14 protein-coding genes are annotated in these 13,982 nt (G+C 67.9%); 9 read left to right on the top strand and 5 right to left on the bottom strand.

All coding sequences use genetic code 11. From position 1 onward, the window contains the following. Positions 1-351 (top strand): L-serine ammonia-lyase, iron-sulfur-dependent, subunit alpha (locus AC1DNC_RS15395; RefSeq protein ID WP_476863394.1); only part of this gene is annotated, 351 nt, incomplete at its 5' end. Between the two features lie 4 nt (positions 352-355). On the opposite strand, the gene AC1DNC_RS15390 is transcribed toward AC1DNC_RS15395, so the two are convergent. Beyond that, on the bottom strand, positions 356-910 hold the full coding sequence (locus tag AC1DNC_RS15390) for a TspO/MBR family protein (protein WP_476863393.1): 555 nt from the start codon (positions 908-910) through the stop codon (positions 356-358). Between the two features lie 136 nt (positions 911-1,046). On the opposite strand from AC1DNC_RS15390, the gene AC1DNC_RS15385 reads away from it, so the two are divergent. Both AC1DNC_RS15385 and AC1DNC_RS15380 read left to right on the top strand, forming a co-directional pair. Continuing rightward, complete coding sequence (locus AC1DNC_RS15385) at positions 1,047-2,120, top strand: lipid II:glycine glycyltransferase FemX (RefSeq protein ID WP_476863392.1); 1,074 nt, start codon at positions 1,047-1,049, stop codon at positions 2,118-2,120. Between the two features lie 32 nt (positions 2,121-2,152). Next, complete coding sequence (locus tag AC1DNC_RS15380; protein ID WP_476863391.1) at positions 2,153-3,649, top strand: threonine/serine exporter family protein; 1,497 nt, start codon at positions 2,153-2,155, stop codon at positions 3,647-3,649. Between the two features lie 54 nt (positions 3,650-3,703). Here AC1DNC_RS15380 and AC1DNC_RS15375 read toward each other — a convergent pair whose 3' ends face one another. Together AC1DNC_RS15375 and AC1DNC_RS15370 are read right to left on the bottom strand one after the other, a co-directional pair. Next, positions 3,704-4,543: a siderophore-interacting protein gene (locus tag AC1DNC_RS15375; RefSeq protein ID WP_476863390.1), complete on the bottom strand. Its 840-nt coding sequence runs from the start codon at positions 4,541-4,543 to the stop codon at positions 3,704-3,706. Positions 4,544-4,569: 26 nt separating this feature from the next. Beyond that, positions 4,570-5,274 (bottom strand): uracil-DNA glycosylase, encoded by a 705-nt coding sequence (locus AC1DNC_RS15370; RefSeq protein WP_476863406.1) that lies wholly within the window; start codon positions 5,272-5,274, stop codon positions 4,570-4,572. A gap of 205 nt (positions 5,275-5,479) precedes the next feature. Here AC1DNC_RS15370 and AC1DNC_RS15365 point away from each other — a divergent pair, with 205 nt between their 5' ends. The 6 genes from AC1DNC_RS15365 to AC1DNC_RS15340 all read left to right on the top strand — a co-directional run bounded on the left by AC1DNC_RS15365 (position 5,480) and on the right by AC1DNC_RS15340 (position 11,803). Then, entirely contained in the window at positions 5,480-5,803 is a 324-nt protein-coding gene (locus tag AC1DNC_RS15365) for a DUF3263 domain-containing protein (RefSeq protein ID WP_476863389.1), read from the top strand. A gap of 94 nt (positions 5,804-5,897) precedes the next feature. Then, the gene (locus AC1DNC_RS15360; RefSeq protein ID WP_476863388.1) at positions 5,898-6,545 is read left to right on the top strand and encodes a LytR C-terminal domain-containing protein; all 648 of its coding nucleotides are present in this window, start codon (positions 5,898-5,900) and stop codon (positions 6,543-6,545) included. A 187-nt stretch (positions 6,546-6,732) separates the two neighbouring features. Beyond that, complete coding sequence (locus AC1DNC_RS15355; protein WP_175322015.1) at positions 6,733-6,936, top strand: cold-shock protein; 204 nt, start codon at positions 6,733-6,735, stop codon at positions 6,934-6,936. A 140-nt stretch (positions 6,937-7,076) separates the two neighbouring features. Beyond that, positions 7,077-8,255, top strand: a complete 1,179-nt coding sequence (locus AC1DNC_RS15350; RefSeq protein ID WP_476863387.1) for an ABC transporter substrate-binding protein — start codon at positions 7,077-7,079, stop codon at positions 8,253-8,255. A 297-nt stretch (positions 8,256-8,552) separates the two neighbouring features. Next, a complete protein-coding gene (groL, locus tag AC1DNC_RS15345; protein WP_476863386.1) occupies positions 8,553-10,190 on the top strand; it encodes a chaperonin GroEL in 1,638 nt (545 codons plus the stop codon). 575 nt (positions 10,191-10,765) lie between these two features. Then, positions 10,766-11,803, top strand: coding sequence for an RNase H family protein (locus AC1DNC_RS15340; protein ID WP_476863385.1), 1,038 nt, complete (start codon positions 10,766-10,768; stop codon positions 11,801-11,803). A gap of 32 nt (positions 11,804-11,835) precedes the next feature. Here AC1DNC_RS15340 and AC1DNC_RS15335 read toward each other — a convergent pair whose 3' ends face one another. Together AC1DNC_RS15335 and AC1DNC_RS15330 are read right to left on the bottom strand one after the other, a co-directional pair. After that, on the bottom strand, positions 11,836-12,123 hold the full coding sequence (locus tag AC1DNC_RS15335) for a WXG100 family type VII secretion target (RefSeq protein ID WP_476863384.1): 288 nt from the start codon (positions 12,121-12,123) through the stop codon (positions 11,836-11,838). Between the two features lie 166 nt (positions 12,124-12,289). Then, the gene (locus AC1DNC_RS15330) at positions 12,290-13,981 is read right to left on the bottom strand and encodes a sensor histidine kinase (protein ID WP_476863383.1); all 1,692 of its coding nucleotides are present in this window, start codon (positions 13,979-13,981) and stop codon (positions 12,290-12,292) included. Position 13,982: the final 1 nt, after the last annotated feature.

The following is a 13,982-nucleotide window of genomic DNA, read 5'->3' as shown; positions in this document are numbered from 1 at the left end:
TGCCAGGGCGAGGTCGGCTCCGCGTCGTCAATGGCGGCCGCCGGCCTGGCCGAGGTCATGGGCGGCACTCCGCAGCAGGTGGAAAACGCCGCGGAGATCGCGATGGAACACAACCTCGGCCTGACCTGCGACCCGATCGGCGGGCTCGTCCAGATCCCCTGCATCGAACGCAACGCGATCGCCGCCGCCAAAGCCATCAACGCCGCCAAAATGGCCCTCTGGGGCGACGGCTCCCACCGCGTCTCTCTCGACGAGGTGATCGTGACCATGCGCGAGACAGGCAAGGACATGTCCTCCAAATACAAGGAGACCGCCATGGGCGGCCTCGCAGTCAACGTGGTGGAGTGCTGAACTCCTAGTTGTGCAGTGCCGCCCACAGATTCAGCGACGAGGCGAACACGATCCAGGACAGGTAGGGGAGCAGCAGCAGCCCGGCGGTGCGGCTGATCGGGCCGAAGCGCAGCACGGTGGCGGCCACCGCGACCGCCAGCGCCACGATGATGCCGAAGCTGACCCACAGCGCCGGGGTTCCGAAAACCGGGTACAGGCCGAAGAACGCCGGGGTCCACAGCAGGTTCAGTACCAACTGCACGGCGTAGACGGTGAGGGCGGTCCTGGCCCCTTCGGCCCGGCTGCGCCAGACCAGCCACGCCGCCACAGCCATCGCGACGTAGAGGAACGTCCAGACCGGTCCGAAGAGCCAGTTCGGCGGAGACCACGGAGCCTTGTCCGCGGTGGCGTACCAGCCGTTGACGTTGCCCGCCGTCGCCAGCCCGCCGAGCGCCGCCACCAGCGCCGAGGCGCCCAGCAAGGCCATGAGGACCAACGCCTGGGTGCCGGGCCGGGGCCTGCCCGCTCCTCCCCGCGGGTGCTGCCGGCGGGCGGCCGAGGATTCCGGCTGTGCATGCATATCTTCAGCGTAACCCCGGTACGGCGACCGGCGCAGGGCAGTTGCGCCACGGCAGTCCCCGGCCTCCCGATAGACTTGAGGCTGCATGCCAGCCATGCCGCCGAAGCTCGTTCCGCAAAGATTGGATACCGCACCCTTGCGAGAATTCACCGCCCGCTTTGCCTCCGCCGAAGAGGTTGCCAACTGGGACGCCCACGTCACCGCGAACCCCAACGGCGGGAACCTGCTCCAATCCGAGGCCTTCGCCGAGGTCAAGCAGCACTACGGCTGGAAGCCGCTCCACCTGGTCTACGAGACGGCCGACTACACGAGCTATAACCTGGTCCTGGAAAAGTCCTTCCCCGTCCTCGGCAAGCTCTGGTACCTCATCAAGGGACCAGACGTCGCTTCCGTGGAGGACATCCCGGGCATCGCGGCCGCAAACGCCGAGTTCGTCAAGCGTGCCCGGCTCGGCGTCTTTGCCATCAAAATCGAGCCCGACATCGTCCTCTCCGACGACGCACGGCGCATCATCGAGGGCGCGGGACTGGTCAAGACCCACAACCTGCAGCCCAACGACTCCACTGCGCTGCTGGACATCTCGCCGCAGGAAAACCAGCTGCTGCGCAACCTGCATTCCCGCGGCCGCAACGCCGTCCGCAGGGCCATCCGCGAGGAGGTCGAGGTCCACAACGTGGAGCCCAGCGAAGAGAACTTCCGGGCGATGTATGCGCTGATGACCAACACGGTGGAGGCCAAGTCCCAGGTCCGGGTCCGCGAGTACGAGTACTACCGCCAGTTCTGGACCAACTTCCTGGACCGCGGCCAGGGCCGCCTGCTGTTCGTCTACGAAAACGGCGTGCCCTCAGTGGGAGCGTTCGTGATCAACTACGGGCGCAAGGGCACGTATAAGGACGGCGGTTCCCTGCAGAAGCGCAGCCAGTATGGCGACTCGCACCTGGTCCAGTGGACGGCTATCAACCAGCTCAAGGAACTCGGCTGCACGGAATACGACTTCTGCGGCACGCCGCCCAGCGACAAGCTGAAGGACACGTCCAACCCTTTCCACGGCCTGGGCCTGTTCAAGACCAGCTTCAGCAAGACCGTCACGGACTTCGTCGGATGCTACGACCAAGTCCTGAGCCCGTTGAAGTACAAGGCCTGGATGGCCGCCGGTGAGCGCGTCGCCCGCCAGCTGTACACGCGGCGTACGGGCCAGCAGTTCTACTAAACCGCCCGCAAGCTTGATGTGAGGAGGCCGCAATGACCAAACCCCCCGACGGCCGCCGCGGGCCGCAGACCGACGGATTGCCCCGGACCGAGCCGATGTCGCCCATGGAGGTGCGCCAGAACGCCGCCGCGAAACGCATGCTCCGCAGGCTGGTGCAGGGCGAGAACCCGCCGACGGCGCCGCTGAGTATCGTTGACCGGCTGGCCGGCAGCCCGTACGCCAATCCGATGATCCAGGTCGGCGGCGTGGACAGCTCCGCCCGGAAGACCATCGACTTCGCCCTGAAGCTCGCCGAATCGATGTTCCGGTACGGCGCCGGCGCCCTCGAAGTGGAAACCAGCATCATCGCCATCACCGCTGCGCTGGGGCTGAAGAACATCGAGGTGGACATCACCAACCAGTCGGTGGCCATCAACTATGCCCCGAAGGACCAGACGCCCATCACGCTGCTGCGGGTGGTCCGGTCCTGGACCAACAACTACGCCGGCCTGGCCGAGGTCCACCAACTGGTCACGGACATCGTCGCCGGCGGAGTGGGCCGCGAGGAAGCGGTGCGCAGGCTCGACGAGATCACGCACAGCCCAAAGCCGTTCCCGCGCTGGATGGTCACCGTGGCATTCGGCGTCTTCTCCGCCGTCTTTGTCGGCGTGCTCGGCGGCGACCTGGCCGCTTCCGGCGTAGCCTTCCTCTCCAACCTGCTGATCAGCCTGCTGGCACGGCAACTGGGACGCTGGCGCACCCCTGACTTCTTCATCACGGCGGCCTGCTCGTTCGTCGTGACCCTGATCGCGCTGCTGCTCTGGCGCTTCGGCGGCCGGGCGGGAATCCAGATTCCGCCGGCGATCGTCGTGGTCGGCGGGATCCTGCTGCTGCTCCCCACCGGCCGGCTTGTCTCGTCCGTGCAAGACGCCATTAACGGCTTCCCGGTGACCGCGGCGGGCCGTTTCCTGTCCACCATGCTGACGTTCGGCGCATTGGTGGCCGGGATAGCCGTGGGCTTCGTAGTGGGGGCAATGACCGGGATGAAGGCCATCGACGTGACCGAAACATTCCCGGCGGAGTATCCATTGTGGGTGCTGGTGCCGCTGGTCGCCGTCGCCGTAGTCGCCATCGGCGTCACGGAGCAGACCTCACTGAAGCTCCTGCTCCCGACAGCGGCGGTCGGCGTCGTCGGTCATCTGGTGCTGATCGGCGGATCGGCCGCAGGCATCGGACCCCGCTTCGCCCCGGCCCTCGCCGCCGTCGTCATTGGCCTGCTGGCCCGTGTAGTGGCGCTCCGGATGGGCGCCCCGCAGCTCGTCGTAGCGGTGCCCGCGGCACTCATCCTACTGCCCGGCCTGACCATATTCCGGTCCATGTATGTATTGACTATCGAGGAGTCCGAGATCCTGATGGGGGCCGGCGGGATGCTCAACGCAGGGGCAATCGTGCTCGGGGTCGCGGCCGGCATTGTGCTCGGCGACACGCTCGCCCGGCCGCTGACCCGCAGCCTGGCCAGCAACGAGCGGCGCCGCGCCCGCCGCCGCTGAATCTCCGGAGCCCCTGCACCGCGGGGGCTCCGGGGGCTCCGGACCGCGGGCGGACTAGATCTTGCCGATCGGCAGCTTCTTCTCGGCCTGGAAGTCATCTTCCACCCGGCCGCTGGCCCAGTACCCGGAAAGGGAGACCTGGGAGCGCTCCAGGCCGCGGTCGGCGAAGAACACCGGGCGCAGGCCCTTCATGTAGCCGCGTTCCCCGTGCGCGAAGACGTGCACCTTGCCCTCCGGCCACTCGGCGTCACGCACCGCATCGACCAGCAGGGTACCGCTCCCGGCCGGGGCACCGCGGCGCAGCAGCCAGCGCAGTTCCAGTCCTGCGGGGGCGTCGATCCCCAGGACGTCGGCGTCGCTGTCCACCTCCAGGAAGGCGAGCCCGCGGGCGTCCCGGGGGAGGGACCCGATGGCGGCGCTGATGGCAGGCAAGGCGGACTCGTCGCCGGCGAAGAGGTGCCAGTCCGCCGTCGGATCGGGGTTGTAGCCTCCGCCTGGTCCGGTGAAGACGAGGCTGTCTCCGGCCTGAGCGGAGGCGGCCCAGGGACCGGCCAGGCCCTCGTCTCCGTGGATGACGAAGTCGATCGCCAGTTCGGCCGCCGCCTCGTCGACCCAGCGGACGGTGTAGGTCCGGGTGTGCGGCCACTGCTCACGCGGGCGCGACTCCCGGATGGCCCACAAGTCCAGCGGTTGCGGATAATCAATGCCCGGCTGCGGGAACGCGATTTTGACGTACCGGTCCACGTAATCATTGTTGACGTAGGCGGCGAAACCGGGGCCGCCGGCGACGATGCGGACCATGTGCGGCGAGAGCTGTTCCCGGCGCAGGACGGTGAGGTTGGTCTGGGGCCGGGAGTTCCGGTTCGCCGAGGTGGCAGCGGGGACAGATGTCATGGTGCTAAGCCTAGCCAAGAAGCCGGTCAGGGCAGCGGCGGCAGTTCCCAGTCCACCGTCCCGTCGCCTTGTGTGGCGAGCAGCTCGTTGGTGCGGCTGAACGGGCGCGAGCCAAAGAATCCGCGCGAGGCCGAGAGCGGGCTCGGGTGGGCGCTGGCGATCACGGCGGACGAGCCAAGCAGCGGCCGCACGCCTTCCGCGTCCTTGCCCCAGAGGATCACCACGAGCGGGACCGGGCTGCCGTCGGCGTCCTGCCGCTCCGCGATGGCCCGGATCGCGGCCTCCGTCACGGGTTCCCAGCCCTTGCTCCGGTGTGAACCGGCAGCTCCGGCCCGGACGCTGAGGACGCGGTTGAGCAACAGCACCCCCTGCTCCGCCCAGCGGCTGAGGTCACCGTGTACGCGTGGCGGCAGCCCGAGGTCGGCGTCGAGCTCCTTGTAGATATTGGCGAGGCTGCGGGGGAGCGGCCGGGTGCCGCCGTCCACCGCGAAGGACAGGCCGACGGCGTGGCCAGGCGTGGGATAGGGATCCTGGCCCACTATCAGGACGCGGACGTCGGAGAGCGGTTGCCGGAAGGCCCGCAGGATGTTCGACGGCGCCGGCAGCACCTCGTGTCCGCCGGAGGTCTCCGCGGCGAGGAACTCGAGGACCGAGCGCAGCTGTTCCTCGACCGGCGCCAGCGCCTCGGCCCAGTCCGGTGCCACGAGTTCGCGCAAGGGAAGGCGCGCCATTGCCGCGAGGTCCACTGCTTCGCCGGCGGCGGGGTCCAGTTCGAAGAGCGCATCGGAATTAAATGAATCAGGCACGGCTTCATTCTCGCAGGGACCCGGGACCCGGGACCCTGCCCGGCCCGCTGCCCGGCCCGCCAAATGACAAGCCTGTTATTCGGCCGTAACATGTGGGGGAGACCTATCGGAACGAGCCAGGGAGTGTGCAGTGGCCGAAGCAGCACCCGAGTACCTGCCCGCGGATGGCGCCGACGCCGCGCTTACGGCAGTCTCCGAGGGCTCGCCGTTGAGCAGCCGCGAGCAGCAGATGCTTGCCTTGGAACGGCAGTGGTGGAAGTACGCCGGCGCCAAGGAACAAGCCATCCGGGAGCTCTTTGACCTCTCCGCGACGCATTACTACCAAATCCTCAACGCGCTGATCGACACCGAGGCGGCCTTGGCCCACGATCCCATGCTGGTCAAGAGATTGCGTAGACTACGTACGTCACGACAACGTGCCCGCACTGCACGCCGTTTGGGCTCGGACGCGTAAGTAAAGCGCGTGTGGTCCGGCCGGAGGCGCGGAAATCCGCGCGGATTCCGGCGTCGGGCCATCAGCCAGAAATCAGCAAGGACGTCGTTTTACCATGACCAAATACGCTCGGGATGAATTTGATCGGGTCCCGGAGGCCTCCACGCGCCAAGGTGTCCACCGGACAGTCGCGGCACCCGGTGCCCGCCGCCTGGGTCCCATCCTCGCCTCGGGAGGCGCAGCCCTCGCCGTAGGCCTCGTCGCGTTCCTCCTGCTCCCGAAACTGGGCTTTGGTCCGGCCGGCGGCTCGTCCATGTCCGCCGACCAGGCCAGCAGCAACGCCGCGGCGTCGCAGGCAGCTTCCTCCGGGGACGGCTCAAAGCCGTCCCCCAGCAGCCGCCCGACCGGCAGCCTCGCCCCGGCGGGCTCCACGCCGTCCCCCTCAGCCACGCCGAGCGCCGCCGCGGACCAGGCCGGGGACAAGAAGATTGACAAGACGCAGCCGGTGGCGGTCTACAACGGAACGACGACGGCGGGCCTGGCCGGCCGCGTCGGATCAAGGCTCACCGGCGCTGGATGGGTCCAGGGCCCGGTCGGCAACTGGGGCGGCGCCCCCCAGCAGACCTCCGTGGTCTTCTACAACGGCCCGGCGCAGAAGGCGAACGCCGAAGCGCTGGGCTCGCTCCTCGGAATTGGCACTCTGGTGGATTCGGCGGACTTCCAAATGCCGCTGGTCGTCGTCCTGGGCCCCGGTTTCCAGTAGCGCCGGGCCGGCCGACGGCTTCGGTTACGCCTGAATAACTATTCCCGGCATGGCCGGGACCCCGTCCGGGCGCTGGTGGAAGGCTGTGGGTAGAGTGACTGCGGACTTCGTTTCGCATACCCGTTTCGCATACCGCGGCGCACATCGGGGTGGGCCGTTGGCAAGCTAGCTAGAAAGTGTGGAGAACATGGCATTGGGGACCGTCAAGTGGTTTAACGCCGAGAAGGGCTACGGCTTCATTACCGTCGACAGCTCGGGGGCCGACGTTTTCGTGCACTGGTCCGCGATCGCGGGCGAGGGCTACCGCGCACTGGCCGAGGGCCAGCGGGTGGAGCTGGAAGTCGGCGAAGGCGAAAAGGGCCCGCAGGCCGAAAGCGTCCGGCCCGCCTAGTGGCAGTCTCCTCTGTGGCCATTGCCCCGACGAGCCCTGACCGCCGGCTTCGGTTCCGGCGGTTCAGCCGTGCCGCGGCGGCCGGGTTAGCAGCAGCCGTGGCGTTGGGCGCCTGCGCCGGACCCGCGGGCAATGCCCGGGTGGACACAGCGGAAGCAAGCGGCGACGGCACATTGCGGATCGGCCTGATCCTAGACAACACCGGAAGCCAGGCATTCCTTAACGCGCCCCAGCTGGCGGCGGCAAAACTGGCGGTCAAGGAAATCAATGCGGCGGGCGGCCACAAGGGCAAACCGGTGGAGCTGCTCCCGCAGTCCGTCGGCACGGACACCGCGGCGCAGGCCAAAGCCCTGGTGGCGGCCAAGGCCGACGTCGTGATCGGGCCCACCGACTCAAGCCGCGCCGCGGCCGCCATCGACGTCCTCGCAGGCGCCAAGGTCGCCGTCATTTCCCCGGCGAACACCGCGTCGGGGCTCAGCAAGTACAAGAGCGGCGGCTACTACTTCCGCACCGCCGCCGCCGACATCGCGCAGGCTTCGGTCCTGGTCAAGCTGGCCAAGGACGGCGGCGCCAAGACCCTGGCCGTGGTCCACGAGGAAGGCAGCTACGGCCAAGACGTCTCCGTCGCAGTCTCGGCCGCCGCAAAGGCCGCCGGCCTGGGCACAGCGGTCGACGCCGAGTTCAAGGCGGGCCAGGCGCAACAGGCGGCAGCGGCCGCCAAAGCAGCCGCCCCGGACGCGGTCGTGCTGGTAGCCCGGGACGGCGCCCAAGGCGCCATCGCCGAGCTCAACAATGCGGGCCTGGCCGGAAAGAAGCTCATCCTCAGCGACGGAGCGGTCAACCAGTACGGGGCCGGCCTCGGCTCCAAAGCCCTGGACGGCGCCCGCGGGGTCCTGCCCGGCACGTTCCCTTCCGCGCACTTCCAGGCCGAACTCGTGGCCGTGGACCCTGGCCTGAAGGACATGGCGTTCGCCGCGGAGACGTACGACGCCGTCAACCTTGCCGCACTCGCCGCAGCCGCCGCGGAGGACGACGCCGGGACCTCCATCGCCTCAAAGCTGGTTGCTGTCTCGGGCGGAACTGCGTCAGGCAGCGATGCCGCCGGTAATTCCGGGGAAGCAGCGGTCTGCAAGTCCTACCAGGAATGCGTAACCGCCCTCCGGGCCGGCAAGCGCCCTGACTACGACGGCGCCTCGGGTCCGATCAACTTCGATGGCAACGGCGACGTCACCGCTGCCGCGTACATGCTCTATACCTATGGGCCGGACAACAACGCCGAGCTGACAGGCAGCGAAACCGCCCGCAGTACCGGCTCCTGATCGCTGGTAGCGAAGAGCGGCCGCCGATGGCCGACCCCGGCGTCACCACTGCTTGCACTCTCCCCGGGGGAGTGCTAATTATGGAGTTAGCACTCCCGCGTATTGACTGCTAACACGACGTCCGGTTCGGCCGGTTGCGTTGTGGTGGCGGGCTGAGTGGGAGCGAGAGAAATACCTGGCTGGGGTGAGATCCCTGGCCCGGCGGCGTACAGAGGCTGCCGGGCAGGAATCGTCCGTCGCGGGCACCGCAGCTCAAGGTTCATTCTTAACGACTGTCCCGAAAGGACTACTGCCGTTATGGCCAAGATCATTGCATTTGATGAAGAGGCACGCCGCGGTCTTGAGCGGGGCCTGAACATCCTCGCCGACGCCGTCAAGGTCACCCTCGGCCCGCGTGGACGCAACGTCGTCCTCGAAAAGAAGTGGGGCGCCCCCACGATCACCAACGATGGTGTTTCCATCGCCAAGGAGATCGAACTGGACGACCCTTACGAGAAGATCGGCGCCGAGCTGGTCAAGGAAGTTGCCAAGAAGACTGACGACGTCGCCGGTGACGGCACCACCACGGCAACCGTGCTGGCCCAGGCCCTCGTCAAGGAAGGCCTGCGCAACGTTGCGGCCGGCGCTGACCCGCTCTCCCTCAAGCGCGGCATCGAAAAGGCCGTCGACGCGGTCACCCGCGAGCTCCTCGCCTCCGCCAAGGAAATCGAAACCAAGGAAGAGATCGCCGCCACCGCGTCCATCTCCGCCGGTGACAACGAAATTGGCGCACTGATTGCTGAAGCCTTGGACAAGGTCGGCAAGGAAGGCGTCATCACCGTCGAGGAGTCGAACACCTTCGGCCTCGAGCTGGAGCTCACCGAGGGCATGCGTTTCGACAAGGGCTACATCTCGGCCTACTTCGTCACCGACGCCGAGCGCCAGGAAACGGTCCTCGAGGATCCGTACATCCTGATCGTCAACTCCAAGATCTCCAACGTCAAGGAACTGGTTGCAGTCCTCGAAAAGGTCATGCAGTCCAACAAGCCGCTGCTGATCATCGCCGAGGACATCGAGGGCGAGGCTCTGGCCACCCTGATCGTCAACAAGATCCGCGGCACCTTCAAGTCCGTCGCCGTCAAGGCTCCGGGCTTCGGCGACCGCCGCAAGGCGCAGCTGGCCGACATCGCCATCCTCACCGGTGGCCAGGTCATCTCCGAGGAAGTCGGCCTCAAGCTTGAGACCGCCGGCCTCGAACTGCTGGGCAAGGCACGCAAGGTCGTTGTCACCAAGGACGAGACCACCATCGTCGAAGGTGCCGGCGACGCCGACCAGATCGCCGGCCGTGTTTCCCAGATCCGCGCCGAGATCGAGAACTCCGATTCGGACTACGACCGCGAGAAGCTGCAGGAGCGCCTGGCCAAGCTGGCCGGCGGCGTTGCAGTCATCAAGGCCGGTGCCGCAACCGAGGTTGAGCTCAAGGAACGCAAGCACCGCATTGAGGACGCCGTCCGCAACGCCAAGGCTGCTGTCGAAGAGGGCATCGTCGCCGGCGGTGGCGTGGCCCTGATCCAGGCCGGCGCCAAGGCGTTTGCCAACCTGCAGCTCGAAGGTGACGAGGCAACCGGCGCGAACATCGTCCGCGTAGCCATCGACGCCCCGCTGAAGCAGATCGCCTTCAACGCCGGCCTCGAGCCGGGCGTTGTGGTCGACAAGGTCCGCGGCCTGCCCGCCGGCCACGGCCTGAACGCGGCAAGCGGCGAGTACGTCGACCTGCTCGCTGCCGGTATCAACGACCCGGTCAAGGTCACCCGCTCTGCCCTGCAGAACGCGGCTTCCATCGCCGGTCTGTTCCTCACCACCGAGGCCGTTGTGGCCGACAAGCCCGAAAAGGCCGGTGCCCCGATGGGCGGCGGCGACGAAATGGGCGGCATGGGCGGCATGGGCGGTTTCTAACCCCCTGGCTACCAAGCCCTGAACGCCTGGGCTGACGGTTCCGCGTCAGCGACGGCCAGTTCGACGACGGCGGTCCCACCAATGGTGGGGCCGCCGTCGGCGTTTAACCGTGCCCTGAGACCCTCCCTCAGGTTGTGGGCTTTTTGGCCGGACGCTCCCTCAGTTGTGGTGGGGGTTTGGTGGATGCTCCCTCAGTTGTGGCGGGGGTTGGCTGGACGTTCCCTCAGTTGTGGCGGGGGTTGGTTGGACGCTCCCTCAGCTGTGGCGGGGTTTGGCCGGACGCTCCCTCAGCTGTGGCGGGGGTTTGGTGGACGCTTCCTTAGTCGAGCTCCGGGGGCGGGAAGCATTGGGTAGGTAGGCGCCGGCGCCGGGTCTGAGTGATGGTTGGGTAGGAATGCGCCGGATCTGAGGGAGCGTTGGGGGATTGGGCGCCGGATCTGAGGGAGCGTTGGGTAGGTAGGCGCCGGATGTGAGGGAGCGTTGGGGGATTGGGCGCCGGATGTGAGGGAGCGTTGGGTAGGTAGGCGCCGGATGTGAGGGAGCGTTGGGTGGCAGGGGTCTGGCAGGATAGTGCAGTGACGATTACAGCAGCGGCCGACGGTTCGGCTTTAGGAAATCCCGGTCCGGCCGGATGGGCCTGGTACGTGAACGACGACTGCTGGCGTGCCGGCGGGTGGCCGCACGGGACCAATAACCAGGGGGAGTTGATGGCTGTCCTGGACCTCTTCCGGGCCACGGCGCACCTACCGGGCGAGGACCTGCACATCCTGTGCGACAGCCAGTACGTCATCAACTCGGTGACCAAATGGATGCCAGGCTGGAAGCGGAAGGGCTGGCGGAAGTCCGACGGCAAGCCTGTGCTCAACGTCGAGCTGCTCAAGGAAATCGACCAGGCGCTTACCGGACGCAAGTACACCTTCGAGTGGGTCCGAGGGCACGCCGGCCATGACCTCAACGAGGCAGCGGATGACCGCGCCCGGGCCGCTGCCACCGCCTACCAGCAGGGCGTCGCTGCCCGGCAGGGCCCCGGATTCGTCCGGGAGGGGGACGCTGCCGCCCCCGAAGCACAGACCGCCCCCGCCGCGCAGGGGGCTTCGGCTGCGGCCATGCACGGCGCCCGGGCAACATCTGGACAGTCGTCAGACGCTCAAACGGGAACGCAGCAATTGATCGCCGAGCCCACGCTGTTCGGCGAATCCTCCCTCTACGCCGAGCCGGACCTCTTCAGCGAGCTGGAGGAGGAATCACGTGCTGCGGCAGGCGGACCGGAGCAGACCCCGGAGGCCATCGTCGAGGCGCTGGAGCGGGAGCTGCTGCTCCCGGAGACGCGCTCGGACCTGGGCCGCACAGGGGTGTTGCTTCACCCCGACTTCACCGAGATCGGGAGTTCGGGTCGGCTCTGGACCCGGGACGAGATGATGATGGCTCTCGAAGATGACCCCGGTGTGCCCGCCGAGCTGGAGCTTCTGGCCGCCGACCGCCTCAGCGCGGACGCCGTGCTGCTCACCTACCGCAGCCACACCCGCAGCGGGACGGCGTTGCGCAGCTCCTTGTGGGTCCTGGATGGAGTCCAATGGCGGCTCCGCTTCCACCAGTGCACCGCTGAGGCCTAAGAGGCGCACACGGCTGCGGGCAGTTTTTGGCCTTAGCTGAAGCGCTGGGTGTTGCTCAGTTCCGCCTGGGCGTAGCTGGCGGCGGCGGATTTGAGCGCGAGGTTGATCGAGGCGAGGGACGCCTCGACCTTGCCCTGGGTCAGGGTCCACTCTGCGAGCAGGGCATGGAAATTGCTTGCGGCCGATCCGCGCCAGCTGGCCTGCAGCTCGTCCAGCCCGTGTCTCATGGCCTGCACGTCCGCGCTGATCCTTTCGACCGTGGCCTGGACGTTGGCGGACTTGAGCTGGAGCAGTTCGGTATCGACGGAAATGATGCTCACGGGAGGGCCTTTCGAGGGTGCGGCAGGCAGCCGGGGTTCCCGACGTTGTGGCGGGGGACCAGGATCCCCGGCTGCCCGGGTGGGGGTGACCGGATCTTCCGGACGCTTTCAGCCTAGGTAGGCCCAAGAAGACGCCCCAGCGGGCAGGCTGGCTATGTGGAAAACGCTAGCCGCGCACCGTGCCGGTTGTTCCGTTTCCCGGGCCATCTCCAAGGCCACCTCTGGGGCCATCCCCAGCGTCAACTCCTGGGTCGTTTCCGAGTTCCGGTCCGGTGACCGGCCCCGGCTCGGTAGCGGCCCCGGTGCCGGTCCGGTGGCCCGGCACCCCCACTGCCGGCAATTCCACCGCCGTTGTCTCCGCAGTCGGCACCTCCGCCGCCGGCACCTCGGCTTCCGCGGGTTCCGCCGCCTCCGCCTCGGGGGGCTCCGATTCCGCCAGGAACGGGAGGCTGACCACCAGCGTGGCGCCGCCGCCTTCGGTCGGCTCGACCCGCACCGAGCCCGAGTGCGAACCGACGATGGCCGCCACGATTGCCAGTCCGAGGCCACTGCCGCCGGTTTCCCTGGTCCGGGAGGTGTCCGCACGGTAAAAGCGTTCAAAGATCCGGGCCGCCTCGTCCTCGGGGACGCCGGGTCCGTGGTCCCGGACCTCGATCACGGAGCGGCGCGTGCCGTCGTCGTCGGTCCGTACCCCCACGGCGAGCTCGATGGGGGTCCCGTCGGGGGTGTAGCGCAGCGCGTTGCCGACCAGGTTTCCCACCACTTGGCGCAGCTTCGCCTCGTCGCCCATCACCGGAGCCGTGGCGCCCGCACCGCCGTCGAGGCCCCGAAGAGAGATCACCCGCCCGCGGTCGCTCGCCTGGGTATCAACAACGGCGTCATGGGCCAGCAGCAAAAGGTCCACCGGCTTCTGCTGCAGCGGGCGCTGCTCATCGATCCGGGCCAGCAGCAGCAGGTCCTCCACCATGGCCCCCATCCGCTTGGCCTCGCTCTCGATCCGGCCCATGGCGGTGGCAACGTCCTCGGGCGTGGCCAGGGCGCCGTGCCGGTAGAGCTCCGAGAAACCGCGGATGGTGACCAGCGGGGTGCGAAGCTCGTGCGACGCGTCGGCGGCGAAGCGGCGCATCCTTTCCTCGGAGGCCATCCGGGCGGCAAAGGCCGACTCGATGTGCGCCAGCATGGCGTTGAGGGACCGGCTCAGCCGGCCCACCTCGGTGTCGGGATTCTCAACTTCCACACGCCGCGAGAGGTCGCCCGCGGCGATCGCAGCAGCGGTCTTTTCCACCCGCGCCAAGGGACGGAAGGACCGGGTGACGGTCCAGGTCGCGATGAAGAAGGCCAGCACCAGCGTCAGCAGCCCCACGCCGACCACCACGAGGACGGCGTGCTCCATCACCGAGTCCACCGGGTACAGGGACAGCCCGATCACGACGACGGCGGCGCGCTGGTTCCCGTCGAGGACATTGACGGCGACCACCCGCCAGTTCCGGCCGTCGGTACCGCGGACCTGGAACGGAACTTCGCCGCGGTCGTGGGCTTCCTGGGGCGAGATGCTGCTGATGGCCGGACGCGATCCCTTGCTGCCGCCGAACACGTACGCGGACTGGCCGGGGCTGAACAGCATCAGCGAGTAGTCGGTGGGCACGTTCGGATTCTGGTCCTGGAGCTCCCTGAAGGACTGCTGCTGGCGGGCCGATCCGACGGCGGCCTTGAGCTTGTCATCGACCTGGCCCTGCAGGTAACTGTGCAGCAGGGCCAGCGTGCCGGCGCCCGTGGCGGTGAGGGCCACGAGCATCAGGGCCATCATGATGGCGACCAGCTGCGACCGCAGCGATGCCGCCTTCCATCGGTGCAACAAG

The sequence above is a fragment of the Arthrobacter sp. 01N442 genome (assembly GCF_056399345.1).
The sequence above is the reverse complement of the archived record's forward strand: the minus strand, read 5'-3'. Positions and strand labels throughout refer to the sequence as shown.

Coding starts and splice junctions, on each gene's coding strand:
- AC1DNC_RS15390 (WP_476863393.1), bottom strand. CDS start 910: ATGCATGCACAGCCGGAATCCTCGGCCGCCCGCCGGCAGCACCCGCGG.
- AC1DNC_RS15380 (WP_476863391.1), top strand. CDS start 2,153: ATGACCAAACCCCCCGACGGCCGCCGCGGGCCGCAGACCGACGGATTG.
- AC1DNC_RS15375 (WP_476863390.1), bottom strand. CDS start 4,543: ATGACATCTGTCCCCGCTGCCACCTCGGCGAACCGGAACTCCCGGCCC.
- AC1DNC_RS15370 (WP_476863406.1), bottom strand. CDS start 5,274: ATGGCGCGCCTTCCCTTGCGCGAACTCGTGGCACCGGACTGGGCCGAG.
- AC1DNC_RS15360 (WP_476863388.1), top strand. CDS start 5,898: ATGACCAAATACGCTCGGGATGAATTTGATCGGGTCCCGGAGGCCTCC.
- AC1DNC_RS15355 (WP_175322015.1), top strand. CDS start 6,733: ATGGCATTGGGGACCGTCAAGTGGTTTAACGCCGAGAAGGGCTACGGC.
- groL (WP_476863386.1), top strand. CDS start 8,553: ATGGCCAAGATCATTGCATTTGATGAAGAGGCACGCCGCGGTCTTGAG.